The sequence below is a fragment of the Agromyces soli genome (genome assembly GCF_022811605.1).
Taxonomy (GTDB): domain Bacteria; phylum Actinomycetota; class Actinomycetes; order Actinomycetales; family Microbacteriaceae; genus Agromyces; species Agromyces soli.
In genome coordinates this window covers 71,749-95,448 of sequence record NZ_CP094533.1, presented here as the reverse complement: position 1 = coordinate 95,448, position 23,700 = coordinate 71,749, and the positions used below count along the sequence as shown (strand labels likewise).

At 74.5% G+C, this 23,700-nt stretch carries 21 protein-coding genes; 13 read left to right on the top strand and 8 right to left on the bottom strand.

Features of this window, described 5'->3' with window-relative positions:
- Positions 1-12 precede the first annotated feature (12 nt).
- Positions 13-498 (top strand): DUF6194 family protein, encoded by a 486-nt coding sequence (locus tag MTP13_RS00445; RefSeq protein ID WP_243569113.1) that lies wholly within the window; start codon positions 13-15, stop codon positions 496-498.
- Here MTP13_RS00445 and MTP13_RS00440 read toward each other — a convergent pair.
- Positions 495-1,082: a helix-turn-helix domain-containing protein gene (locus tag MTP13_RS00440; protein WP_243569112.1), complete on the bottom strand. Its 588-nt coding sequence runs from the start codon at positions 1,080-1,082 to the stop codon at positions 495-497. The genes MTP13_RS00445 and MTP13_RS00440 overlap by 4 nt on opposite strands.
- A gap of 156 nt (positions 1,083-1,238) precedes the next feature.
- On the opposite strand from MTP13_RS00440, the gene speB reads away from it, so the two are divergent.
- The 4 genes from speB to MTP13_RS00420 are packed head-to-tail and all read left to right on the top strand — an operon-like array spanning position 1,239 to position 4,856.
- Positions 1,239-2,219, top strand: coding sequence for an agmatinase (gene speB / locus MTP13_RS00435; RefSeq protein WP_243569111.1), 981 nt, complete (start codon positions 1,239-1,241; stop codon positions 2,217-2,219).
- Between the two features lie 46 nt (positions 2,220-2,265).
- Positions 2,266-2,664: a nuclear transport factor 2 family protein gene (locus MTP13_RS00430; RefSeq protein ID WP_243569110.1), complete on the top strand. Its 399-nt coding sequence runs from the start codon at positions 2,266-2,268 to the stop codon at positions 2,662-2,664.
- 40 nt (positions 2,665-2,704) lie between these two features.
- Positions 2,705-4,222, top strand: coding sequence for a purine-cytosine permease family protein (locus MTP13_RS00425; protein ID WP_243569109.1), 1,518 nt, complete (start codon positions 2,705-2,707; stop codon positions 4,220-4,222).
- Entirely contained in the window at positions 4,191-4,856 is a 666-nt protein-coding gene (locus MTP13_RS00420; protein WP_243569108.1) for a cyclase family protein, read from the top strand. Before MTP13_RS00425 ends, MTP13_RS00420 begins: the two co-directional genes overlap by 32 nt.
- A gap of 128 nt (positions 4,857-4,984) precedes the next feature.
- Here MTP13_RS00420 and MTP13_RS00415 read toward each other — a convergent pair whose 3' ends face one another.
- Together MTP13_RS00415 and sigJ are read right to left on the bottom strand one after the other, a co-directional pair.
- Entirely contained in the window at positions 4,985-6,649 is a 1,665-nt protein-coding gene (locus MTP13_RS00415; protein ID WP_243569107.1) for an ATP-binding cassette domain-containing protein, read from the bottom strand.
- Between the two features lie 260 nt (positions 6,650-6,909).
- Positions 6,910-7,833: an RNA polymerase sigma factor SigJ gene (sigJ, locus tag MTP13_RS00410; RefSeq protein WP_243569106.1), complete on the bottom strand. Its 924-nt coding sequence runs from the start codon at positions 7,831-7,833 to the stop codon at positions 6,910-6,912.
- Positions 7,834-7,949: 116 nt separating this feature from the next.
- Between sigJ and MTP13_RS00405 the strand changes: the two genes are divergently transcribed.
- Both MTP13_RS00405 and MTP13_RS00400 read left to right on the top strand, forming a co-directional pair.
- Positions 7,950-8,690, top strand: coding sequence for an SDR family oxidoreductase (locus MTP13_RS00405; protein WP_243569105.1), 741 nt, complete (start codon positions 7,950-7,952; stop codon positions 8,688-8,690).
- A 191-nt stretch (positions 8,691-8,881) separates the two neighbouring features.
- Positions 8,882-11,557 carry a purple acid phosphatase family protein gene (locus MTP13_RS00400; RefSeq protein ID WP_243569104.1) on the top strand — a complete coding sequence of 892 codons (2,676 nt, stop codon included), beginning with the start codon at positions 8,882-8,884 and terminating at the stop codon, positions 11,555-11,557.
- 212 nt (positions 11,558-11,769) lie between these two features.
- On the opposite strand, the gene MTP13_RS00395 is transcribed toward MTP13_RS00400, so the two are convergent.
- Positions 11,770-12,072, bottom strand: a complete 303-nt coding sequence (locus MTP13_RS00395) for a hypothetical protein (protein ID WP_243569103.1) — start codon at positions 12,070-12,072, stop codon at positions 11,770-11,772.
- A gap of 53 nt (positions 12,073-12,125) precedes the next feature.
- On the opposite strand from MTP13_RS00395, the gene MTP13_RS00390 reads away from it, so the two are divergent.
- Entirely contained in the window at positions 12,126-13,337 is a 1,212-nt protein-coding gene (locus MTP13_RS00390) for an amidohydrolase (RefSeq protein ID WP_243569102.1), read from the top strand.
- Here MTP13_RS00390 and MTP13_RS00385 read toward each other — a convergent pair.
- On the bottom strand, positions 13,309-14,196 hold the full coding sequence (locus tag MTP13_RS00385; protein ID WP_243569101.1) for a 3-methyladenine DNA glycosylase: 888 nt from the start codon (positions 14,194-14,196) through the stop codon (positions 13,309-13,311). The genes MTP13_RS00390 and MTP13_RS00385 overlap by 29 nt on opposite strands.
- A gap of 56 nt (positions 14,197-14,252) precedes the next feature.
- Here MTP13_RS00385 and MTP13_RS00380 point away from each other — a divergent pair, with 56 nt between their 5' ends.
- Both MTP13_RS00380 and MTP13_RS00375 read left to right on the top strand, forming a co-directional pair.
- Positions 14,253-15,782 carry an ATP-dependent DNA ligase gene (locus MTP13_RS00380; protein WP_243569100.1) on the top strand — a complete coding sequence of 510 codons (1,530 nt, stop codon included), beginning with the start codon at positions 14,253-14,255 and terminating at the stop codon, positions 15,780-15,782.
- 82 nt (positions 15,783-15,864) lie between these two features.
- Positions 15,865-19,071 carry an InlB B-repeat-containing protein gene (locus tag MTP13_RS00375; RefSeq protein WP_243569099.1) on the top strand — a complete coding sequence of 1,069 codons (3,207 nt, stop codon included), beginning with the start codon at positions 15,865-15,867 and terminating at the stop codon, positions 19,069-19,071.
- Between the two features lie 5 nt (positions 19,072-19,076).
- Here MTP13_RS00375 and MTP13_RS00370 read toward each other — a convergent pair whose 3' ends face one another.
- Positions 19,077-19,688: a dihydrofolate reductase family protein gene (locus MTP13_RS00370; RefSeq protein ID WP_243569098.1), complete on the bottom strand. Its 612-nt coding sequence runs from the start codon at positions 19,686-19,688 to the stop codon at positions 19,077-19,079.
- Between the two features lie 136 nt (positions 19,689-19,824).
- Here MTP13_RS00370 and MTP13_RS00365 point away from each other — a divergent pair, with 136 nt between their 5' ends.
- On the top strand, positions 19,825-20,616 hold the full coding sequence (locus tag MTP13_RS00365) for a siderophore-interacting protein (RefSeq protein ID WP_243569097.1): 792 nt from the start codon (positions 19,825-19,827) through the stop codon (positions 20,614-20,616).
- Here the strand turns inward: MTP13_RS00365 and MTP13_RS00360 are convergent.
- Positions 20,598-21,350 carry an EI24 domain-containing protein gene (locus MTP13_RS00360; RefSeq protein ID WP_243569096.1) on the bottom strand — a complete coding sequence of 251 codons (753 nt, stop codon included), beginning with the start codon at positions 21,348-21,350 and terminating at the stop codon, positions 20,598-20,600. The two genes, MTP13_RS00365 and MTP13_RS00360, sit on opposite strands and share 19 nt — an antisense overlap.
- A 122-nt stretch (positions 21,351-21,472) precedes the next feature.
- Between MTP13_RS00360 and MTP13_RS00355 the strand changes: the two genes are divergently transcribed.
- Positions 21,473-21,898: a VOC family protein gene (locus MTP13_RS00355; protein WP_243569095.1), complete on the top strand. Its 426-nt coding sequence runs from the start codon at positions 21,473-21,475 to the stop codon at positions 21,896-21,898.
- A 53-nt stretch (positions 21,899-21,951) separates the two neighbouring features.
- Entirely contained in the window at positions 21,952-22,551 is a 600-nt protein-coding gene (locus MTP13_RS00350) for a class I SAM-dependent methyltransferase (protein ID WP_243569094.1), read from the top strand.
- Between the two features lie 66 nt (positions 22,552-22,617).
- On the opposite strand, the gene MTP13_RS00345 is transcribed toward MTP13_RS00350, so the two are convergent.
- Entirely contained in the window at positions 22,618-23,700 is a 1,083-nt protein-coding gene (locus MTP13_RS00345) for a trans-sulfuration enzyme family protein (RefSeq protein WP_243569093.1), read from the bottom strand.

Here is a 23,700-nt window from a genome sequence, read left to right as displayed (position 1 = left end):
CACACTCGAATGATGAGTATGCAGCAGATCCTCGACGCCGTCCGCTCCTTCGACGGCGTGCTCGTCGTCGAGCCCGCCCCGGGCGGGCCGTTTCCCGAGCTCGCCTGGGGCGACGCCTTCTTCTACCACGCCCCCGACGGACGGATGCCGGAGCGCACCCAGCCGTACGGCACGATCGTGACGAAGGACTACCCGGACGACACCGCCTCGCGCCTCGACGAGCCCGGCAGGTACCGTGTCAACGTGCACGTCGATCGGGCGACGTTCCGGCGAGTGACGGGGGAGGACCCGCGCTCCCTCGCGGTGCACCGGGATTTCACGGCCGTCGACGTGCTCGGCCCGCACCCCGTGTACGGACCGAACGGCTGGCTGGCCGTGGTGAATCCCAGCGAGACCTTCGACGAGCTCGTGGCGCTGCTGCGCGCGGCGCACGAGGCGGCCCGCCGCCGCACGGCGCGCCTCGGCGCGCGCCGCGGCAAGGGGGTCGAGCGGGCCTAGCTCGTGCCGCTCCACGGCGCGGGAACGATGACCCACATGACCTCGGCGCCGAGCTCGGGGTCGGCGGTCCAACTGTGGGGTTCGCGCCCGGGGAAGGTGAGCGCGTCGCCCGCGACGAGCTGGACGTCGCGGTCGACGAATCGCACCGTCAGCGCCCCCGACAGCACGTGCAGCACCTCGACGTCGCTCGAGATCGTGTAGAGCTCGCCGCCCCCGGACGCCCCCGGGGCCATCTCCGAGCGCAGCAGCTGCACCCGCGACTCGCTGCGCGGCGACATGAGCCGCTCGGTCACGTGCGTGCCGCCGAAGTTCACCCGGGGCGCGTCGTCGTAGCCGACGACCTGGATCTCGGGTTCGGCGAACAGTGAGCCGATCGGCAGCGAGAGCACCTGGCAGAGCTGCAGCAGCGTCGCCACGGAGGGGGAGGTCTCGTCGCGCTCGAGGCGGCTGATGAAGCCCTTCGTCAGTCCGCTCGCCTCGGCGAGCTGGGCGAGGGTGAGCCCTTGGGCCGTACGCGCGTTGCGCAGGTGCGCGCCGATCGCGAGCGGCGAGGAGCTGGGGCCTGGTGGGACGGCGCGGCGCATGCGGCTCCTTCGCTCGGTTCGGATCGCGGATGGCCCGCCGGTCCGACTGGCGATGGGCGCGGCCGGAGGGATGCGGCGCACGCATGCTTGCGTCGCCGCATTCCACGCCGTAGCATGGCCCGCGAGTTTCATCCAGAATATCAAAGGTTTACTAATATGCAACCCAACGACGTGCCCGAGCCGCAGCCCACCGAGCGAGCGCAGCCGATCGGCCCGGTCGACGCGAGCCGCGTGCCGCGCTTCGCGGGCATCGCCACCTTCGCCCGGCTGCCGCGGCTCGAGGACGTCGAGCACGCGGACATCGCCGTCGTCGGCGTGCCGTTCGACAGCGGCGTCAGCTACCGGCCCGGCGCGCGGTTCGGTCCCGCGCACGTGCGCGAGGCATCGCGCCTGCTCCGCCCCTTCAACCCGGCGCAGGGCGTCGAGCCCTTCGCCGTGCAGCAGGTCGCCGACGCCGGCGACCTCGCCGTGAACCCGTTCAGCATCGACGAGGCCGTCGCCGACGTCGAGGCCGGCGCGCGGGCGCTCGCCGAGCAGGCCGACCGCCTGGTCGTCATCGGCGGCGACCACACCATCGCGCTGCCGCTGCTCCGCGCCGTCACGGCGCAGCACGGCCCCGTCGCGGTGCTTCACTTCGACGCGCACCTCGACACCTGGGACACCTACTTCGGCGCCCCGATCACCCACGGCACCCCCTTCCGTCGTGCCTCCGAGGAGGGGCTCATCGACCTGACGGCGAGCATGCACGTCGGCACCCGCGGGCCGCTCTACGGCGTCGAGGACCTGAGCGACGACGCCCGCCTGGGCTTCGCCGTCGTCACGAGCGAGGACATCGAGGAGCGCGGCGTCGAGGCGGCGATCGAGCGCATCCGCGCCCGCATCGACGGCAAGCCCCTCTACCTCTCGATCGACATCGACGTGCTCGACCCGGCGCACGCGCCCGGCACCGGCACGCCGGAGGCGGGCGGGCTCACGAGCCGCGAGCTGCTCCGGATCATCCGCGCCCTCGCCGACCAGCGCATCGTCGGCGCCGACGTCGTCGAGGTCGCGCCCGCCTACGACCACGCCCAGCTCACCGCCGTCGCCGCCTCGCACGTCGCGTACGAGCTGATCAGCGCGATGGCCCCGCGCGGCTGAACCGCGTCCGACCCCCGACGCAGCACCGGATCGAAGGAGACCCCCGATGACCACCCGCACCCCGCGCACCGAGGAGGTGCTCGCCGCCGCCGACGCGATCATCGACGCCTTCGCGGCGACCGACGGCGGACGCTACTTCGCCGGCTTCGCGCCCGAGGCGAGCTTCCTCTTCCACACCGAGGCGGCCAGACTCGACGACCGCGCCGCCTACGAGGCGCTCTGGCAGGGCTGGGTCGAGGGCGGATGGCGCGTCCTCGACTGCCGCTCCACCGCCCGCCTCGTGCAGGCGTACCCCGGCGGCGCCGTCTTCAGCCATGACGTCGCGACCCGCGTCGACACGGGCGAGGGCGAGGACGCCTACCGCGAGCGGGAGACCATCGTCTTCCGCGTCGACGGCGCGCAGCTGCTCGCCGTGCACGAGCACCTCTCGCCGGCATCCGCCTGAGCCGCGCCGACCGAACCCCACATTCCCCCAGGAGCACGCAATGTCGCTGTATCGCCGTCTCGACCGCCGCCTCGCGGCGCAGTCCGACACCTCGGGGCCGGTCCGCGGCACCCTGTCCACGCCCCGGATCGGCATGATCTGGCTCGCCGCGAACCTCGTCGTCACGACCCTGCTCACCGGCACCCTGTTCGTGCCGGGCGTCGAGTACGGCACCGCGATCACGATGATCGTCGCGGGCACGGTCGCGGGGGCCGTCGTGCTCACCCTGATCGGCAACATCGGCACCCGCACGGGCCTGCCGACGATGGCGCTCGCCCGCGGGGCCTTCGGCACGCGCGGCGGGTTCCTGCCGATGGCGGCGAACCTCGTCATCCTGATGGGCTGGAGCTGGGTGCAGGCGATGCTCGCCGGCGTCACGGTCGACGCGCTCGTGTCGAGCCTCACCGGATTCTCGAACCCGATCCTGTTCTCGGTGCTGTGCCAGACGATCGTCGTGCTGCTCGCGATCTTCGGCCACGAGGGCATCGCGAAGGTCGAGCCCTGGCTCGCGGTGCTCATGCTCGCGATCATCGCCTGGATCTTCGTCATCGCCTTCACGAGCTTCGCGCCCGGCGACTACTTCGCCATCCCGGCGGACCCCTCGATCGGGCAGACCCCCGCGATCGTGCTCGACATCGTCGTCGCGACCGCGGTGAGCTGGACGGTGCTCTCGGCCGACTTCAACCGGCTCGCCGCGACGAGCCGGGCCGGCTTCCTCGGCGCGGGACTCGGCTACACCCTCTCCACGGTCATCGCGATGACCCTCGGCGCCACGGCGATCGGCTACGTCATCCTGAGCGGCGGGGAGCCGCTCGCCTTCGACCCGGGCGTGCTCGTGGCGGCGTTCGGCGCCCCGATCGCGATCGTCATCTTCGTCTCGGTGATGGCGACGAACTCGATGGTCGTCTACGGCATGACCACCTCGATCGTGCACGCCGCCGCCGGCCGGGCGAAGCTGCGCTTCCTGCCGACGGCGCTCGTGGTCGGGGCGATCTCGATCCTCGGCGCGACCTGGCTCGCACTGCTCGACCAGTTCACGAACTTCCTCATCGTGATCGGCGCGTTCTTCGTGCCGGTGTTCGCGATCATGATCGTGGACTACTACCTCGTGAAGCGCGCGAGCTACACCGTCGACCTCCTGCGCCGCCGCGGCGGTCGCTACTGGTACCTCGGCGGGGTGAACTGGATCGCGGTGGGCGCCTGGGCGATCGGCGCGACCGCCTCCTACCTCTGGGTGTACGTCTGGCCGAGCCCGGTCGGGGCGACGATCCCCGCGTTCGTCGTGACGTTCACGATCTACCTGCTGGCGATGCTGCCGGAGCGGGCCCGCACCCGCCGGGAGGCGAGCGTGCACCTCGCCGACGCCGTCGCGCAGGCCGACACCACCGGCATCCAGGCGATGGACGAGGCGGTGCTCGGCGACGCCGAGCGCGCCATCGAGGCGAGGCGGCGCGCGAAGGCCGCAGCCCACGCGGAGGGCGGGGCGGATGCCTCGACCGGCACCGGCCGCGATGCGTGAGCTCAGCCGCCCGATCGACTCGGGCATGCGGGTCTATCCGGGCGACCCCGAGGTCGCGATCGAAGCGGCGCTGCACCTCGAGCGCGACGGCGTCGACGTCGCCCGGCTGCACCTGGGCTCGCACACCGGCACCCACCTGGACGCCCCCTCGCACACCGTCGCCGGCGGTCGCACCACCGGCGCGATCGGGCTCGACGAGCTCGTCGGCGAGGCCCTCGTCGTGCACCTCGCCGGGCTCGGCGCCGGGCAGCGCTACGGGCTCGTCGAGTTCGAGCGGGCGCTCGGCGGCGCCCTGCCCGAACGCGTGCCGCCGATCGTGATCCTCGGCACGGGCTGGGCCGAACGCTTCGACACCGACGAGGCGCTCGACCACCCCGCGCTCGACCCGGCCGCCGCGGCCGAACTCGTGCGCCGCGGGATGCACGTGCTCGCCGTGGACACGCTGAGCCCCGACCCGAGCGCGGGCGGCGGGGAGGCCGGATTCCCGGTGCACGAGGTCGTGCTCGGCGGCGACCGGCTCATCGTCGAGAACCTGTGCGGGCTCGACGGGCTGCCGGAGCGGGTCCGCGTGGGCTTCTTCCCGCTCCGGGTCGACCTCGACGGCGCCCCGGTGCGGGCGGTCGCCTTCGACTGAGCCAGCCCCCGCATCCGCCGCCCGGCCACTCCCGTCCCGCCCGCGCGCCGGCGTGCGGTCACTTTTTGCGGGTGCCGGCGCCGCGCGACCCGCAAAAAGTGACGTCTTGCCGAGGTGAGACGGATGGGTCACCGGCAGGTGCGGCAGCCGAGCTCGAGCCGCTCGCCGCGGAAGCGCTCCCGCAACCGCCGATCGTGCGTGACGAGCACGACCGCCCCCGCGAAGCCCGCGACGGCGGCCTCGAGCTCGTCGACGAGGAGCGGCGCGAGGTGGTTCGTCGGCTCGTCGAGGAGCAGCAGCTCGACGTCCCGGCTCACGAGCAGGGCGAGCTCGAGCCGGCGGCGCTGCCCGTACGACAGCCCGCCGAGCGGCCGCTCCAGCTCCGACTCGTGGAACAGTCCGAGCGCCGCCAGTCGTTCGGCCGCGGCATCCCGCCCCTCGCGCAGCCCCGCGGCGTACGCCTCGACGAGCGAGCGCCGCGGGTCGTCGATCCGGCCCGCCTGCTGCCGCAGCCAGCCCACGGCGCCGCGGCGCCCGACCTCGCCGCCCCCGGCCGGCAGCTCGCCCGCGATGCTGCGCAGCAGCGTCGTCTTGCCGGCGCCGTTCGGGCCGGTGACGAGCAGGCGCCCACCCTGGCCCAGCTCGAAGTCGGGCACCGGCTCGCCGAGCACGGCGAGCCCCGCGACGCGGAGGATCGGCTCGCCCGGCGCACCGCGCTCCGCCGAGGCATCCGTCCGCGCCCGAAGCGCACCCGCCGTGAACCGCAGCGGCTCGGCCGGCGGCGCGACGGGCTCCGCGGCGAGCCGGGCGAGCCGCTCCTTCGCGTTGCGGATGCGGCCCATCGCGCCGTGGTCGCGCCCGCGTGCGCGGAACGCCCCGGCCCCCATGCCCGGCTTGTCGAGCTTGCGCGGGATGGCGGCGAGCCGCCCCGCGTTCGCCCCGAGCAGGGCGAGGTGGCGCTCCCGCTCGGCGAGCCAGGCCTCGTGGGCGAGCCGCTGCCGCTCCCGCTCGGCGGCCTTCGCCGCGAGATACCCGGCGTAGCCGTCGCCGGAGCGGGTGACGGACCCGCCGGCGAGCTCCCAGATCGCACTCGTCCACCGGGCGAGGAAGGCGCGGTCGTGCGAGGCCGCGACGACCGTGCCCCGGTGCCGGGCGAGCGCGTCGACGAGCCAGTCCCAGGCGTCGTCGTCCAGGTCGTTCGTCGGCTCGTCGAGCAGCAGCAGCTCCGCGTTCGAGGCGAGCGCGGCGGCCAGCACGATCCGCGCACGCTCGCCGCCGGACAGCCGGTGCCACTCCCGCGAACGCGCGATGCCGCCGACACCGAGCGCCGCGAGCCCCGCATCCAGCCGGGCCGGAGCGCCGTAGCCGTCGCGCGCCTCGTAGCGGTCGACGAGCGCGGCGTACCGGGCGAGCGCGGCGTCGAGCTCCGCGCCGTCGAGGCCGGCGCCGCCGGGACCGGCGAGCGCCGTCCCCGCCGCGGCGATCTCGCGCTCGAGCTCGCGCAGCTCCCGCCAGCAGGCGTCGATCGCGCCGGCGACCGTCGCCCGATCGGGGAGTTCGAGCGACTGCTCGAGCGCGCTGACCCCGCCGGGTGCGACGAGCGTCCGCTCGCCGGCATCGGGCACGAGCTCGCCCGCGATGAGCCGAAGCAGCGTCGTCTTGCCCGCGCCGTTGTCGCCGACGAGCGCGATGCGCTCGCCCGCGCCGAGCTCGAGGTCGACCCGGTCGAGCACGAGGTGCTCCGCGAAGCGCAGGCTCGCGCCGCGGAGGGAGAGATGGATTCGGGCGGTCATGTGCGACTCGCAATCTCGATCCGTCGATCGGCGCACGGGCCGGCTTCGTCGTCGAAGCGCCGGTGGCGGGCGCGCGGACCCGGCGCGGCGCGCGATCACGGATCGGGGTGAGGATGGCCGGCACTCGACGGTGCCTGGAACGGATGCCGCGGAGCGATGCTCGACGCGGCGGGGCCACCTCAGTGGCGGATCAGCGTACCCATAGGTGGACGACCGTAGCAGCGAGCGCCTGGCGGGCGCAAGCGCACGGCGCGGGGCCGCTACGCCGCGAGGTCCTGCCAGCGGGTGAGCTTCTCGGGGTTCCGCACGAGCCAGAGCTCCGAGAGCCGGCCCCCGCGCACCTCCACCGAGACGACCGTGTCGACGACGCCGTCCTGGGCGAAGACCGCGACGTACCCGGAGGCCGCGTCCCGCAGCGAGATCGACAGCCCCTCGCCGCGCTTGGCGATGATGCCGAGCACGTAGCGCGCCACGTGCTCGGCGCCGAGGACGGGCCGGCGGGCGGCCGAGACGAGGCCGCCGCCGTCGGCGACGAGCCGGACCTCCGGGTCGAGCAGTCGCACGAGCGCCGCGATCTCACCGGTCGCGGCCGCCGCGAGGAACGCGTGCACGACCGCGGCGTGCTGCTCGGCCGACGCCGCACCCGCGCGCCCGGCCCGCACCCGCGCCCTGGCGCTCGAGGCGAGCTGACGGCAGGCGCCCGGGGAGCGCCCGGCGACCTCGGCGATCTCCGCGAACGGCAGGCCGAACGCCTCATGCAGCACGAAGGCGACGCGCTCGGCCGGAGTCAGTGTCTCCAGGACGACGAGCATCGCGGTCGACACCCCCTCCGCGAGCTCGGCGTGCTCGGCGGGGTCCACGGGCGGCGCCGCGGCGAAGCGGCCGCCGAACGCGCCGGGCGCATCGGGCAACGGCTCGGGCAGCCACTCGCCGACGTAGGCCTCGCGGCGGGCGCGGGCCGAGCCGAGCTCGTCGAGGCAGATCCGGCCGACGACCTTCGTGAGCCAGGCGCCGGGGGAACGGATCTCCGCCCGCTCCGCCTCCGGCAGCCGCAGCCAGCGCTCGTACCCCGACTGCACCGCGTCCTCGGCCTCGGCGAAGGAGCCGAGCAGGCGGTACGCGAGCCCGAGGAGGGCCGGCCGCTCCGCGGCGACCGCGTCGGACGAGGCATCCACCGTGCGCATGCGCCCAGCCTGCCACGCCGGGAGACCCGCCTGACATTCCGGCGCGCTGCGCCGTCGGAGTGATGAGGGCGGGCGCTGGGCCCGCCGAGGGCCGCAGGCCCGGAACGGAGGACACGGTGAGGATCGCCATCGCGGGAGGGACCGGCACGGTCGGCCGGCACATCGTCGAGGTCGCGCGCGAGCGCGGGCACGAGACCGTCGTGCTCGCCCGCTCCGCCGGCGTCGACCTCACGACGGGCGCAGGGCTCGCCGCCGCGCTCGCCGGGGTCGACGCGGTCGTCGACGCGGCGAACGTGAACGCCATCGACCGGGAGACCGCCGAGCGCTTCTTCACGGGGACTTCGCGCACGCTCCTCGCCGCCGAACGCGAGGCGGGCGTCCGCCATCACGTGCTGCTCTCGATCGTCGGCATCGACCGCATCCCCTACGCGTACTACGAGGCGAAGCTCGCCCAGGAGCGCGTCGTCGCGGCCGGCGGCGTGCCGCACACGATCCTCCGCGCGACGCAGTTCCACGAGTTCGCCGGGCAGATGGCGGGGCGGCTCCGGGTCGCGGGCATCCAGCTCGCGGCGCGGATGCGCACGCAGCCGATCGCGGCCCGCGAGGTCGCCGAGCACCTCGTCGCGCGCGCCGAGGGCGAGCCCCTGGGCCGAGCCCGCGACCTCGCCGGCCCCCGGGAGGAGCAGCTCGCCGAGCTCATCCGCCGGCTCGTCCGCGCCGAGGGTCGGCGCGGGCCGGTGCTGCCGGTCTCCCTCCCCATCCGAGGCATGGGCGAGATGCGGCGCGGCGCGGCGCTGCCCGGCCCCGACGCCGAGCTCGGATGGCAGACGTTCGCGGAGTGGCTCGCGGTCCGCTGACACCGGAGGGATGCCGAGGCCCCCTCGTGCACCCCGGGTTCACCGCGACGTCATCCGAGGGCCAGCCCCGGGTCATCCGCCGCCGATTCACTTGGCGAAAGCCCGCGCTCCGCACCCGCCCCACCTCGGGCGGGTGCGGTCGCGCGCGCCCGAACGAGTGAACGCGCGAGACGAATGAGGATGAGACGACGATGACGATGACGACGATGCGCCGGGCCCGGCGCGGCGCGGCGACCGCCGCGCTGCTGGGCCTCGCGGTCGCCGGGCTCGCGGTGCCGGCCACGGCCGCCGCCGCCGAGCCCGCGATCGAGGTGCCGACCGCTCCGGTGGTCGACGGCACCACCACCTGGCACTACCTCGACGACGGCACCGATCCCGCCCGGGGCGACGCGAACCTGCGGGTCTGGACGACGACCGGCTACGACGACGCCGACTGGAAGCAGGCGCCCGGCAGCTTCGGCGCGAAGGGCGGCAAGCTCGCCGCGGTCGGCCCGCACCTGCCCGCGACGCTGCTGAACCACTACCTCGACGGCACGGCGGCCCCCACCGTGCCGACGTACTTCTTCCGCACGAGCTTCGAGCTCGAGCCGGGCGTCGCGGCCGAAGTGGGCCAGCTCGTCGGCGACCTCGTCTACGACGACGCCGTGCAGGTCTGGGTGAACGGCGAGAAGGTCGCCGGCTTCGTCGACGGCCGGGTGACCGGCACGACGAACCTCGAGTACGCGGGCGACAGCAACGGCGACCCGCTCGCCTCGACCTTCACCGCCGACGGCGACGTGCTCGTCGACGGCACGAACACCGTCGCGATCGCGCTCTTCCAGGACCGCGCCTCGAGCTCGGACATCTACCTCGACGTCCCGAAGATCTCGCTGCTGCCCGAGGCGGGCACGCCCGGCGAGCCGGTCGCGGTGCCGCCGACCCGGGTGATCCTCACGCCGACCGAGACGCCCGCGACCTCGCAGTCGTTCTCGTGGCTCGCGGGCGACGTCTCGCACACGAGCGGCCAGGTGCAGATCCGGCCCGCCGCAGGTGGCGCGACCCGCACCGTCGACGCGTACGCCGCGGGCACGGTGAACGGCAACCCGCTGCAGCACTTCTCGGCGACCGTCGACGGGCTCACCGCCGCGACCGCGTACGAGTACCGCGTCGGGCTCGAGGGCGCGTGGAGCGGATGGACCCGCTTCACCACGGCGAACCCGAAGGCCACCGACTTCCAGTTCGTCTACTACGGCGACGCGCAGATCGGGCTCGACTCGACCTGGCCGAACGTCGTCGCGCAGGCGGAGGCGAAGGCCCCGCGCTCGATCGGCTCGGTGCACGCCGGCGACCTCATCAACACCTCGTCGAACGAGACCGAGTGGCTGAACTGGTTCAAGGGCATGCAGACCTCCGCGGCGACGACGAACGTCATGGCGGCACCCGGCAACCACGAGTACTCCGGCGACAAGCTGCTGAAGTCGTGGAAGGCGAACTTCGAGTACCCGCACAACAACCCGTCCACCGAGACGATCGGGGAGCTCGCCGAGCTCGCCGTCGGCGAGAGCGACGTGGCGAAGCAGTACGCCGCCTACTTCGCGCACTGGACCGCGTTCGCGACCGAGACCGTGTACTTCACCGACTACCAGGGCGTGCGCTTCATCACGGTGAACGCGACCCGCGACACGACGTTCCTCACCCCGGACGTGCTGCCCTCGTGCACGGGCGTCGAGTGCCCGCAGACGAAGGTCGGCGAGCTGTGGACGCAGTTCCAGGCGGCCTGGCTCGACCACGTGCTCACCGAGAGCCCGTCGAAGTGGAACGTCGTCACCTTCCACCAGCCCGTCTACTCGACCTCCGCCGGCCGTGACGAGCCGATCCTCCGCAAGTACTGGGTCCCTGTCTTCGAGGAGCACGACATCGACCTCGTGATGATGGGCCACGACCACACCTACGCACGCGGCTACCACAACGACGACGCGACCGAGACGGCCGGCATCACCGACGGCCCCGTCTACATCGTCTCGAACTCGGGCGCGAAGCACTACGAGCTCGAGACGCCCGAGAAGAACGTCTGGACGAACAACAACGCCACCCAGGTGCTCCGCGGCGCGGGCGTCACCACGTACCAGGTGGTCGACGTGACGAAGAACCAGCTCGTCTACCGCTCCTACCTCGCCGAGAAGACCGCGAACGCGACGACGACGCTGCCGGTCGGCGCCGTCTACGACGAGTTCACCGTCACGAAGCTCGACGACGGGCGCAAGTGGGTCACCGAGGCCGGCGTCGAGCCGCCGGTCGACCCGAACCCGCCGGTCGAGCCGACCCCGGTCGACGAGTCGCTGCTCACCGAGGCGAACCGCGGCGGCGTGACCGCGCCGGCGAGCGCCGAGCCGGGCGAGGAGGTCGAGCTCGGCCTCGGCGCCGACCGCGCCGAGCTCGCCGTCAACGTGTGGCTGCACTCGGAGCCGCAGCTGCTCGGCACCCCGACGTCCGACGCCGCGGGCGCCGTGCGTGCGACGATCCCCGCCGACGCGCCGGAGGGCGAGCACCGCCTCGTCGTGCAGTCGAGCGAGGGCGAGCTCATCGGCTGGGCGCCGATCCGCCTCGCGGCCGACCCGGGGACCGGCGGGCCGGGAACCGGTGAGCCCGGCACGGGCGGGCCCGGCACGGGTGAGCCCGGCACGGGTGAGCCCGGCACGGGCGGGCCCGGCGCCGGTGGGCCCGGTACTGGCGACGGGTCCGGCTCGGCCGGCGACGGCCTCGCGCACACGGGCGCGGAGATCCAGACGGCGCTCTGGCTCGCCGGGGCGCTGCTCGCCGCGGGCGCGGTGATCGCGGTCATCGCCGTGCGCCGCCGCCGGCAGGCGAGCGACGGGTCGGAGGCCTGATCGAGGCATCCGCCCTCTGAAGACGGGTCGACGCCCGGTCCCGCGCGGGGCCGGGCGTCGGCGCGCGCCTCCGGCATCCGCCTCCCCCCCCCCTGCCCCTCCTCCACCCCGGCAAGACGTCACTCTTTGCGGGTCCGGCTCGCGTCACACCCGCAGAAAGTGACTTCTTGCCGGGGTGGAGGAGGGGGCGGGAGGGGAAGGGGAACCGCAGCTCAGAGGGCGACGGGGAAGAGCTCGGTGCGGGCGACGACGCGGTCCCGCTCGCCCGCGAGCGCGAGGCGGCGCGGGTCGGCGAGGTAACCGTCGAGCCCGGCCTGCGCCGCGAAGCGGAACAGCTGCACCTCGTGCGGATGCCCCGACGCCCCGTCGCCGCGGGCCCGGCTCAGCACCTCGCCGCCGTGCTCGGCGACGAGCGCGAGCACGGCGTCCTCGTAGGCGCCGAGTCCGGCCTCCTCGCCGGGCACCGCCCAGAGCAGGCAGCAGAGGGTGAGGGTGGCGTCGGCATCCGTCGGCATGGCGCGAGTGTAGCGACCCTCAGCGGCGCGACCCGCCCGACTAGGCTCGGCCCATGAGCCTCGACCTCGACGCGATCTACCGAGACCTGCACCGCCACCCCGAGCTGTCGTTCCAGGAGCACCGCACCGCCGGCATCGTCGCCGAGGCGCTGCGTGGGCTCGGCTACACCGTGACCGAGGGCATCGGCCGCACCGGCGTGACGGGCGTCATCGCTCGCGGCGAGGGGCCGACCGTGCTGCTCCGCGCCGACATGGACGGCCTGCCCGTCCGCGAGGCGACCGGCCTCGACTACGCGAGCACCGCGACCGGCGTCGACCCCGACGGCGCCGAGATGCCCGTCATGCACGCCTGCGGGCACGACGTGCACGTCACCTGCCTGCTCGGCGCGGCCGAGGCGCTCGCCGCGGATGCCGCGTGGCAGGGCAACCTCGTCGTGCTGTTCCAGCCCGCCGAGGAGTGGGGCGGCGGCGCCGAGGCGATGCTCGCCGACGGCCTCTACGAGCGGGTGCCGCGCCCCGACGTCGTGCTCGGCCAGCACGTCGCGCCGCTGCCGGCCGGCCTCGTGGCGCTCCAGCCGGGGCCCGCGATGGCCGGCGCCGACTCGCTCACGATCACCATGCACGGCACCGGCGGCCACGGCTCGCGCCCGGAGACGACGGTCGACCCGGTCTACCTCGCCGCCTCGACGGCGGTGCGGCTGCAGGGCATCGTCTCGCGCGAGATCGCCGCCGGGGATGCCGCGGTCGTGACCGTCGGGCAGCTGCACGCCGGCACGAAGAACAACATCATCCCCCCCGAGGCGAAGCTCGGCCTCAGCGTCCGCACCTTCGACGAGCACGTGCGCGAGCGGGTCCTCGCCGCGATCGAGCGGATCGCCCGGGCCGAGGCGGCCGCCTCCGCGGCGCCGCGCGAGCCGGAGTTCGCCTACGAGGAGCGCTTCCCGGTGACGGTGAACGACCGCGCCGCGAGCGCCCGCACCGCCGCGGCGCTGCGCACGGCGTTCGGCGCGGAGCGGGTGCTCGAGCCCGGCGCGGTCTCCGGCAGCGAGGACGTCGGGGTGCTCGCGACGGCGGCCGACGCGCCGCTCGTCTACTGGTTCCTGGGCGGAGCCGACCCGGCGCTGTTCGGCGCGGGCCTCGCCGAGGGGCGGCTGCCCGAGCACCTGCCCTCGAACCACTCGCCCGAGTTCGCGCCGCTGCCGCAGCCGACGCTGACGGTCGGCGTCGCGGCGCTCGTCACCGCGGCGAAGGAGTGGCTGGACTGAGCGCCGCGCCGAACGCCGCCTCGTGCACGGCGAGGCGGAGGGCGTTCGCGCGCTCGGCGAAGCCCCGCTGCCGGCGCACGTACTCGGCCTTGCCCTCGGCGGTCTCGATGCGCACGGGCTCGCCGCTCCAGGCGCGCATCTCGTAGGGCGAGGCCTGCATGTCGAGGACGCGGATGTCGCGGGCCAGTTCGAACGCGTCGAGCAGCAGCTCGCCGGGCACGAGCGGCCCGAGCTTCATCGCCCACTTGTAGACGTCCATGCCGGCGTGCAGGCAGCCGGGCTGCTCGAACTCGGGCTGCGTCTCGCGGCTCGGCGCGAAGCGGTTGCGGGGCACGGCCTCGGGGGTGAAGAAGCGGTAGGCGTCGATGTGCGTGCAGCGCAGCTCGTGCGCCTCGACCACGGCGTCGGTCGCCGCCCGGCCGAGCCGGAGCGGCACGGGGTGGCGGTGCTCGGCCTGGCGGTACACCATGGCCCACTCGTGCAGGCCGAAGCAGCCGAAGCTCCCCGGCCGGGCGGCGGTGAGCCGGAGCATCCGTTCGACCGCGCGGAGCAGCGGCGCCTTCGCGGCGCGCATCGCGGCGTCGTCCACGCGGAGCGAGCCCGCCGCGGCGCCCGGCGCGTACCAGCGCCAGCCGGCGCGCTCCTCGCCCGCCGCCCCGGCGAGCTCGACGCCGGGGCCGGGGTGCCAGCGCCGCAGCTGCGCGGGGGAGTACGAGTAGTAGGTGTAGAGGAAGTCCTCGACGGGATGCCGTTCGCCGCGTGCGCTGCGCTCCCGGTGCCCGGCGGTGAGCGCGTCGGCGCGCTCGGCGTGCGCGCGTTCGCGGGCGCGCCAGTCGGCGGGGTCGAGCAGCCGGGTCATCCCTCCACCCTAGATGTCGGGCCTCGGATGTCGGGGGTGGATGGCACACTGGGCGCATGCTGCTCGCGGAACTCGTCGAGACGACCGAGGCGGTGGGTGCCACCCGCTCCCGGCTCGCCAAGCGCGCCGCGCTCGCCGCACTGCTCCGGCGACTGCCCGAAGACGAGGTCGTGCCCGCCGTCGGCATCCTGCTCGGGCGGCTGCGGCAGGGGCGCATCGGGGTCGGCTGGCGGGGCTGGCAGTCGGCGAGCGCCCCGCCCGCCGCCGAGTCCACGCTGAGCCTCGCCGAGCTCGACGACGCGTTCGACCGGCTCGCCGCGCTCGGCGGGCCGGGGTCCGCGGCCGAGCGCACGGCGCTGCTGCGCGAGCTCACCGGCCGTGCCACCGAAACCGAGCAGCGCTTCCTCGGCGGGGTGCTGCTCGGCGAGGTGCGCACCGGCGCCCTCGAGGGGGTGCTGCTCGACGCCGTCGCCGAGGCCGCGGGCCGCCCGACGGCCGAGGTGCGCCGCGCGGCGATGCTCTCCGGCGAGCTCGGCGAGACCGCCCGGCTCGCGCTGCACGGGGCGCCCGGCGCGCTCGCCGAGGTGGGCCTCGTCGTCGGTCGTCCGGTGCTGCCGATGCTGGCCGCCACGGCCGCCACCGCGGGCGAGGCGGTCGCCGGCACCGGCGAGGCATCCGTCGAGTTCAAGCTCGACGGCGCCCGCATCCAGGTGCACCGCTCCGGCGACGAGGTGCGGGTGTTCACGCGCAGCCTCGCCGAGATCACCGACCGGGTGCCCGAGGTCGTCGAGGCCGCACTCGCGCTGCCCGTGCGTGACGTCATCCTCGACGGCGAGACCCTCGCGCTCGACGAGCACGACGCCCCGCGGCCCTTCCAGGAGACCATGTCGCGCTTCGGTGCCGAGTCGGCGCGCGAGACCCTCCTGCGGCCGTGGTTCTTCGACGTGCTGCACGTCGACGGTCGCGACCTCATCGACGAGCCGCTCGCCGTGCGCCGCGCCGAACTGCGCCGCGTCGCGGGCGAGCTGACCATCCCCGGCGAGGTCACCGCCGAGCCCGAGGTCGCCGAGCGGGTGTCCCGCGAGGCGCTCGCCGCCGGGCACGAGGGCGTCGTCGTGAAGGCGATCGACTCGCCCTACGCGGCGGGGCGGCGCGGCGCGAGCTGGGTCAAGGTGAAGCCCGTCTACACCTACGACCTCGTGGTGCTCGGCGCCGAGTGGGGCTACGGGCGACGCACGGGACTGCTCTCGAACCTGCACCTCGGCGCGCTCGACCCCGAGGGGGAGTTCGGCGAACCGGGCGGCCTCGTCATGGTCGGCAAGACCTTCAAGGGGCTCACCGACGCCCTGCTCGCCTGGCAGACCGAACGGTTCCCCGAGCTCGAGCAGCACCGCACCGCGCAGGCGGTCTTCATCCGCCCCGAGCTCGTCGTCGAGATCGCGATCGACGGCGTGCAGCGCTCGAGCCGCTATCCCGGCGGGGTCGCGCTCCGCTTCGCCCGCGTCAAGCGCTACCGCGACGACAAGCCGGTCGCCGAGGCCGACACGATCCAGACGTTGCGGGCGCTGCTTCCCCCCGCCGGCTGAGCCGGGGCGCCGCGACCACCCTTGCGCCCGGCGTGCCGGTCGGTCAGGATGGCGGGCAGACCGCACTCCGGGGGGAGAGCAGATGGCGCGCACGTCGACCGGGCGCGGAGCTGGGCGCAGCGCGCCGCTCCGGCACCCCGTCCACGCGTTCGCCGCGGCCCTCGTCGCGGTCGTCGGGCTCCTCGCGCCGCTCGCCGTCGGGCAGGGGGTCGAGACCGCGCTGGCGGCGCCGTCGTCGGCCCCGGTGGGCGATGCCTCGACGCCGGGCATCTGGGGCACCCGAACCGTGGACTTCGTCGTCGACGGGGCGAGCGTGGCCGAGGTCGAGGTGGCCGAGGGCGGCCACGTCGCCCGGCAGCCGGCCCCCGAGCGGGACGGGCTCGTCTTCGTGGGCTGGTTCGTCGACGACGGCGACGTCGAGTTCAGCTTCGACGGCACGGCGGTGACAAGCGACCTCACCGTCGTCGCCCGCTTCAGCGATGCCCGCATCGTGCAGTTCCTCGCCCCGGAGGCCGGCGGCCCAGGCGGCACGCCGCACGTGCTCGAGACCGTGCAGCGGGCCGACGGCGACCCCCTCGGCGAGGTGAGCCCGGACGTGCCCGAGCTGCCGGACGGCACCGTCTTCACGGGGGAGTGGTATCTCGCGGGCGATGCCTCGCAGACCCCGTACGACTTCAGCCTCCCGGTCACCGAGAACCTCGTGCTGGCGCCGCGCATCGTCGACGGCTTCGGCGTCTCCTTCGTGACGGGCGGCAGCAGCGTGCCGCCGGTGTTCGTCGTCGAGCCGGACACCGAGTTCACGCAGGCGATGCTCGACGCGGTCCCCGAGCCGAGCCGCACCGGCTACGACTTCACCGGCTGGTTCGCCGACGAGGCGGCGACCGTGCCCCCGACGCTGCCGATCACGGGCACCGCGACGCTCTACGCGGGCTGGACCGGCCAGGACGTCGGCTATCAGGTCGCGTACTGGCTCGAGAAGCCGAACATCGTGCCCGACGCCTACCCCGCCGCGGCGTTCACGCCGGGCACGGGCGCGCCGCCCGCCTGGGACGACACCGTGGGGGCGCTCAGCCCGGCGCAGCTCGCCGACCGGGCCACGTACCGCTTCCTCGGCGAGACGCCGGGCACGGCGACCGCGGGCTCGACGGTCGGCGGGCCGACCGCGAAGAGCCAGATCCCCGCCGGCATCGCCCTGCTGGTGCGCGAACAGCTCGACCCCGCCGTGGTGCAGCCCGACCCGCTGCTCTTCGCCGACCTCGCGATCAGCGAGCAGGACGTCGTCGTCGCCGGCGACGGCTCGACGGTGGTGAACGTCTACCTGACCCGCTCGCTCTGGCGGCTCGACTACCTGCTGCGGGCGCCGGGCGCGGCCGAGGGCGCCCGCTGCACGGGCCTCGGCCAGTACGACGTCACGATGACCGTCGGCGGCGCGACGGTGTACGCCAGCCCTGCGCCGCCGCCTTCGGCCGCGCAGCTCGGCACCTATTCGATCCGGGTGAAGATCGGCCTCGACATCCACGCCCTCGACGTCGCCCCCATGGTGCTCTCCGACGACGGCAGCGAACAGCTGATCACGGCCAGCTACGTCCCTGACCCCGCGAACCCGGCGACCGCCTGCCTGATCCGCGGGTGGGGAGCGCAGCAGGCGAACCCGACCGTCTTCCAGGCCGCGCAGACCGGCGCCAACGCCGACGCCGGCAGCGTGAACCGCACCGCCAAGACGACGCGGATGACGAGCCGCTGGATCCAGTCGAGCACGCAGCACCTCACCGAGCAGCACCTCTACGTCGAGGCCCTCGATCAGTCGAAGCCCGCCACCGACGTCGTCTACGGCCCGGATGGCACGCCGAACTCCCCGCTGCGGGTCGACACGCTGTACGCGAACAACCGCACGAGTGTGCTCGTCGCGATCCCGCCGGCGGCGCAGGTCATGGACGACTTCAGCCAGAAGTGGTACTGGGCGCAGGACTGCGACCGCCAGGTCACCGGCGTGATCGACGGCTTCGAATCGTACGTGGGCTACGGCGACGGGCCGGGCAACATCGGCAACTGCTTCCAGTACGACACCGCGCGCAGCCTGTTCTACCAACTGAACGACACGGGCAACTCCAACGAGGAGCACCGCTTCTTCTTCTACAGCCGCAAGGCCTACACGCTGAGCTTCGACACCGGCGGCGGCAGCCCGGTCGACCCGGCGACGGCCCGCTACCAGGCCCCGCTCGACGGGCTCGCCCCCGCCGACCCGGTGCGCGGGGACGACGTCTTCCAGGGCTGGTACACGGACTCCTCGTTCCTCGAGCCCTTCGACTTCGCGGGCGCGACGATGCCCGCGAGCAACCTCGCGCTGTTCGCGAAGTGGCTGACGAACCCGCACACGGTCGAGTTCTACGCCGACGCGCAGGCGGCGGACCCGATCGACGAGCTCACCCAGCTCGTCGCCGACCAGGGCCGCGCGAGCGACCCGGGCCCGCTGCCGGACCGGCCCGACGGCACCACCTTCGCCGGCTGGTACGTGCGCACCGCCGAGGGCTACTTCCTGCCGTACGACTGGTCGTCGACGGTGGGCTCCGATCTCGCCCTGTACGCGCGCTGGCTGCAGCCGCCCGGCTCGCCCTTCGCCGTGAGGTACGACGGGGCGGGCGCGACGGCCGGCACCGTTCCGAGCGACCCGTGGCGCTACGACGCGGGCACGAGCGCGATCGTCGCCGGCGGCGAGGGGCTGCGCCGCGGCGACGCGGTGTTCGTCGGTTGGCAGCTGCAGGGCCCCGCCCCGGATGCCTCGGGCCTCGGCCCGAGCGACGGGCTCTACCAGCGGGGCCAGACGCTGCCGATCTCCGGCGACGCGGCGCTCGAGGCGGTGTACGCCGCCCCCGACCCCGCCTACACCGTGACCTTCGAGGAGAACGGCGGCTTCGGCTTCGAGATCGAGTGGGACGCGGTCGGCGGCGCGAAGATCACCTACCCGGATGCCGCGGACCTCGCGTTCGCCGGCCCGCCCGGTGCGGGCTTCCTCGGCTGGTCGACCGATCCGCGGGCGACCGCCCCCGACCCGGCCTACGCGCGGCTCGTCGTCGGCACGATCACGGGCGACCTCGTGCTCTACGCCGTCTGGCGGCTGCCGGTGCCGCCGACTCCGACGCCCGAACCGCCTGGCCCGGGGCCGTCGCCGTCGCCGGACGGCGACCTCGCCGGGACGGGCTGGGAGGGCTGGCTGCTGCTGCCCGCCGTCGGGCTGCTGCTCGCCGGCGCGATCGCGCGGGCCGCGGTGATCCGCCGCCGCCGGGTCTGACCGGCTCAGCCGTCGAGCTCGCCGATGTCGATGCCGGTGACCGGGACGCCCGCACGCTCGTAGACGAGCGACACGGCGCCCTCGGGCAGGGTCCGCGCCGGCTCGCTCAGCCGGAACGCGGCCGGCACGACGCCGTCGAAGAGCCGCCGCCCGCGGCCGAGCACGATCGGGTACACGTAAAGGTGCAGCCGGTCGAGGAGGTCCGCGGCGATGAGCGCCCGGGTGAGCTCGCCGCTGCCGATGACGTGGATCTCCTCGAAGCGGGCCTTCACCTCGGTGAGTTCGGCGGCCGGGTCCCGCACGACGGCGGTGCCCGCCCAGTCGGGGTCGCCGATCGTGCGCGAGGCGACGAACTTCGGCACGGCGTTGAACTTCGCGCCGATCTCGTCGTCCTGCTGCGGCCAGTAGGCGGCGAAGATGTCGTAGGTGCGGCGGCCGAGGAGGAGCGCGTCGAGGCGTTCGAGGTCGGCGCCGACGACCTCGCCGCCCTCGTCGCTCCAGTAGGCGCCCTGCCAGCCGCCGAAGGGGAAGCCGCCGGAGGGGTCCTCGTCGGGACCGCCGGGCGCCTGGTAGACGCCGTCGAGGGTGAGGAACACGTCAGCCGAGATGATGCCCATGCCGCCATGCTCGCGGGCGTCGGCCGACGCGGCCAGCCGCAGCGGGACGGATGGCACGACCGACCGTGGCGTGTTGCCGCCGAGCCAGATAAGGTAAGCATTACCTAACTCAAATCGCCCCTGGCAGGAGCACTCCGTGGCATCCAGCAACATCGCCGTCACCCATTCCGAGCTCGGCGTCGTCCAGGCCGAGGTCACCGCGGCGCACCGCATCTCGCCGCACTTCGTCCGCCTCACCGTCGCGGGCGAGGCGCTCGCCGAGTGGCGTCACCTGGGCTTCGATCAGTGGTTCCGGCTCGCCGTGCCGACGAACGACGACACCCGCTTCGACAACCTCGCCGACACCTTCAACATGAGCGGGTACCTCAAGTACCTGACGCTGCCGAAATCGACCAGGCCCGTCATCCGCAACTACACGGTGCGGCAGTTCCGCCCCGAGCTCCGCGAGCTCGACATCGACTTCGTCGTGCACGGCGACGACGGCGTGGCCGGGCCGTGGGCCGGCTCGCTGCCGCTCGGGGCGAGCGTCGGCCTCATCGACCAGGGCTGCGGCTACCGCCACGGCGACGCCGACGAGGTCGTGCTCGTCGGTGACGAGAGCGCGCTCCCGGCGGTGCTCGGCATCCTCCGCGACCTCCCTCGCGAGGCGCGCGGGCACGCCATCGTCGAGGTGCCCGAGCTCGCCGACGTGCAGGACGGGCCGACGCCGGACGGCGTCGCGCTGCACTGGGTCGCCCGGCGCCCGGGCGAGCCAATCGGGGCCGCCGCGCTCACGGCGCTCCGGGAGCTGCCGCCGATCGGCGCGGACGTCTCGGCCTTCGCCGCGGGGGAGTCGAAGCTCGCGACGGGCGCCAGGCGGCACCTCGTCGGCGAGCGCGGCGTGCCGAAGACGAACGTCGACTTCTGCGGCTACTGGCGCGCCCGCTGAGGCTCGCCCCGCTCCAGCACGTCCCGAGCGAGCATCGTCGCCCCGGCGACCGCGGCCGGCATCGTCGCCACCGCCCCGAGCGGCACGAGGAAGCAGAGCTGCGTCGCCACGCCGAAGCCGAGCACCCGCCAGCGCGAAGCCGCGAGCAGCTCGCGCCGCACCGCCGGGTCGATCGCCCGCGCGTCGAACGCCCGCCCCATCAGCTCGCGGGCGAGCAGGCGCCCGGTGAGCACCACCCCGAGCACCGCCGCGAACGCCGTGCCGACCAGGGGCACGAAGCCGGCGACGGCGGTCGCCGCCGCGGCGAGGACGCCGAGGCCGAGGAGGGCCGCGGCATCCACGACCGTGCGCCAGAAGCCCGCGCCCTCGCCCGCGGGCGGTGAGCCGAGTTCCCGCTCCACCTGCCGCCAGATGCGCTCGTAGAACGGGTCGCCGATGACGAGCGTGAGCGCCGTGAACGAGACGGCGGCGAGCACCGCCGCCGCGCCCAGGGCGACGACGCCGAGCGAGATCCGCAGCAGGGCGCGCCAGCCCTCCTGCCAGCCGTCGGCGAACGGGGTCGCCCAGTCGACGAGGCCGGGCAGCGCGAGTCCGAGGGCGGTGAGCGCGGCGGCGAGCACGACGAAGGCGACCGCGGCCGGGATGAGGCCGAGGGCCATCGCGTCGGGGCGGCGGCGCCAGAAGCCGAAGCCGCGGCCGAGCAGCGCGAACCCGGCGGCGAACTCCCTCAGCACGATCCAAGCCTAGGCGCGAAGGGGTGGAGGCGGCGGCCCGGTCGGCGTAGCGTGAGCGTCGGCCGGCCGATCGGTCGGTGTACGCTCACGCGCCCGCCCGGGCGCACGGTGAAGGGGAGACCATGGCCGACCTGGTCGTGCACTTCGAGATCCACGCGAGCGAGCCGCAGCGGCTCGTCGACTTCTACTCCGAGCTGTTCGGTTGGCGGTTCACTCGGTTCGGGGACTTCCCGTACTGGATGATCGACACCGGCGAGGGGGCGATCGGCAACACCGACGGCACCGCCGGGCACGGCATCAACGGCGGACTCGCCCAGCGTCAGGGACCGCCTCCCGAGGTCGGCGCGCCCGTGAACGGCTGCAACATCGTGGTCGCGGTCGACGACGTCGATGAGACCTACCGTCGCGCGCTCGGCCTGGGCGGGAGCGACGCGCTGCCGCCGGAGGACATGGCCGGCGTCGGTCGCACCGCGACGATCCTCGACCCGGACCGCAATCTCATCGGCTTCATCTCGCCGATGCTCTCGGACGGCACGCGCGCGATGTGAGGCCGACGGGCGGCGGGCTTGACGCGGCGGACGGGGCGTGGTCGCATGGCCGGGTGCCGCAGCAGGAACGCCCGCCCCTCGTCGACGACGACGCCCTCGACGAGCTCGAGCGCGAGTGGTTCGGCCGCGTGCACGGCCGGGTGCTCGAGATCGGCGCGGGCGAGGGCGAGAACTTCGGCGCGCTCGCGCTCGACGTGGTCTGGACGGGCCTCGAGCCCGATGCCGAGCGGCGCACCGAGCTCGCGATCCGAGCGCGCGAGTGGGGGCACGAGCAGCCGCTGCTCGCCGCGTCGGCCGAGCGGATCCCGGTGCCCGACGGCGCGTTCGACGCGGTCATCGCGAGCTACGTCTTCTGCACGGTGCCGGACCCGGCCGCCGCGCTCGCCGAGCTGCGCCGGGTGCTCGTGCCCGGCGGTCGACTCGTCCTCGCCGAGCATGTCGGGGCGCCCCGCGGCACGGCGAAGCGCGCGGTGCAGCGCCTCGCGACACCGAGCTCGGTGCGCTGGTGCCACGGCTGCCATCTCGACCGCGACACCGAGCGGGCGATCGCGGAGGCGGGCTTCCTCGCGGCGGACGTGCGCCGGGTGCGGGCCCGCTCCTTCCCGCTCGGGGCGCTGCCGATCCTGCTCTACGAGGGCGTCTCGCCCGCCTGACCCTGCGCTGCATTCTCGACTTGCCCGACGTTCATGAACGTCGGGCACGTCGGGAAAGACCGGGGGTCAGCGCGCGGCGTCGAGGGCCTGCAGCAGGTCGGCGGCGAGGTCGTCGACGTGCTCGATGCCGACCGAGAGGCGCACGAGCCCCGCCGGGATCGTGTCGGCCTCGGCCGCCCAGCGGCGCCGGCGCTCGAGCGTCGACTCCACCCCGCCGAGGCTCGTGGCGTGCACCCAGAGCCGGGCCGCGGCGACGAAGCGGTCGGCGCCCTCGGCGCCGCCCGCCACGACGAGCGAGATCACCGCACCGAAGCCCGGATAGCGCACCTCCTCGAGGCCGGGGTGCCCGGCGAGCCGCTCGACCAGGTCGCGTGCGTTGCGCTCGGCCCGGTCGAGGCGGACGTGCAGGGTGCGCAGCCCGCGCAGCGCGAGGAAGGCCTCGAAGGCCGAGGGGATGGCCCCGCCGAGCGAGCGCCGGTCGACGAGCCGCTGGGCGAGCGCGTCGTCGTTCGTGACGACCGCGCCCATGATGACGTCGCTGTGCCCGGAGAGGTACTTCGTCGCGGAGTGCACGACGAGGTCGGCGCCGTCGGCGATCGGGCGCTGGCGCAGCGGGGTCGCGAAGGTGTTGTCGATCGCGACGAGCGCGCCGTGCGCGTGCGCCCCGGCGACGAGCGCCGGCACGTCGCCGAGCTCGAGGGCGGGGTTCGTGGGCGACTCGAACCAGAGCAGCGCGGCGCCCTCGCAGGCGGCGGTCACGGCCGTCGTGTCGGTGACGTCGACGTAGGCGACGCGGATGCGCCCGGTCTCGACCCGGGCGTCGAGCTGCAGCACGGTGCCGGTGTAGGAGTGCCGCGGCGCGACGACGAGGCCGCCGGCCGGCACGAGCTCGAGCACCGCGTCGACGGCGGCGATCCCGGAGGCGAAGCTCGTCGCCCGCCCGCCCTCGAGCGCGCCGAGCGCCTCCTCGAAGGCCGCCCAGCTCGGGTTGCCGTAGCGGCCGTACTCGAGCGCCCCTCCGGCGACGTAGGTGGAGGCGAGGTGCAGCGGCGTGTTGAGCGGTTCGTCCGGCTCGTGGGCCGGGCGCCCGGCGGTCACGGCCACCGTCTCGGCTCGGACGTCGGCGTCGGCTGCTCGGGGCTGGGTCAT

Bases quoted from the DNA above. Each gene is read 5' to 3' on its own strand.
- MTP13_RS00415 (WP_243569107.1), bottom strand. From the start codon at position 6,649: ATGACCGCCCGAATCCATCTCTCCCTCCGCGGCGCGAGCCTGCGCTTC.
- MTP13_RS00345 (WP_243569093.1), bottom strand. From the start codon at position 23,700: ATGACCCAGCCCCGAGCAGCCGACGCCGACGTCCGAGCCGAGACGGTG.
- sigJ (WP_243569106.1), bottom strand. From the start codon at position 7,833: ATGCGCACGGTGGATGCCTCGTCCGACGCGGTCGCCGCGGAGCGGCCG.
- MTP13_RS00390 (WP_243569102.1), top strand. From the start codon at position 12,126: ATGAGCCTCGACCTCGACGCGATCTACCGAGACCTGCACCGCCACCCC.
- MTP13_RS00370 (WP_243569098.1), bottom strand. From the start codon at position 19,688: ATGGGCATCATCTCGGCTGACGTGTTCCTCACCCTCGACGGCGTCTAC.
- speB (WP_243569111.1), top strand. From the start codon at position 1,239: ATGCAACCCAACGACGTGCCCGAGCCGCAGCCCACCGAGCGAGCGCAG.
- MTP13_RS00430 (WP_243569110.1), top strand. From the start codon at position 2,266: ATGACCACCCGCACCCCGCGCACCGAGGAGGTGCTCGCCGCCGCCGAC.
- MTP13_RS00375 (WP_243569099.1), top strand. From the start codon at position 15,865: ATGGCGCGCACGTCGACCGGGCGCGGAGCTGGGCGCAGCGCGCCGCTC.
- MTP13_RS00440 (WP_243569112.1), bottom strand. From the start codon at position 1,082: ATGCGCCGCGCCGTCCCACCAGGCCCCAGCTCCTCGCCGCTCGCGATC.
- MTP13_RS00385 (WP_243569101.1), bottom strand. From the start codon at position 14,196: ATGACCCGGCTGCTCGACCCCGCCGACTGGCGCGCCCGCGAACGCGCG.
- MTP13_RS00355 (WP_243569095.1), top strand. From the start codon at position 21,473: ATGGCCGACCTGGTCGTGCACTTCGAGATCCACGCGAGCGAGCCGCAG.
- MTP13_RS00380 (WP_243569100.1), top strand. From the start codon at position 14,253: ATGCTGCTCGCGGAACTCGTCGAGACGACCGAGGCGGTGGGTGCCACC.
- MTP13_RS00420 (WP_243569108.1), top strand. From the start codon at position 4,191: ATGCCTCGACCGGCACCGGCCGCGATGCGTGAGCTCAGCCGCCCGATC.
- MTP13_RS00395 (WP_243569103.1), bottom strand. From the start codon at position 12,072: ATGCCGACGGATGCCGACGCCACCCTCACCCTCTGCTGCCTGCTCTGG.
- MTP13_RS00445 (WP_243569113.1), top strand. From the start codon at position 13: ATGAGTATGCAGCAGATCCTCGACGCCGTCCGCTCCTTCGACGGCGTG.
- MTP13_RS00425 (WP_243569109.1), top strand. From the start codon at position 2,705: ATGTCGCTGTATCGCCGTCTCGACCGCCGCCTCGCGGCGCAGTCCGAC.
- MTP13_RS00400 (WP_243569104.1), top strand. From the start codon at position 8,882: ATGACGATGACGACGATGCGCCGGGCCCGGCGCGGCGCGGCGACCGCC.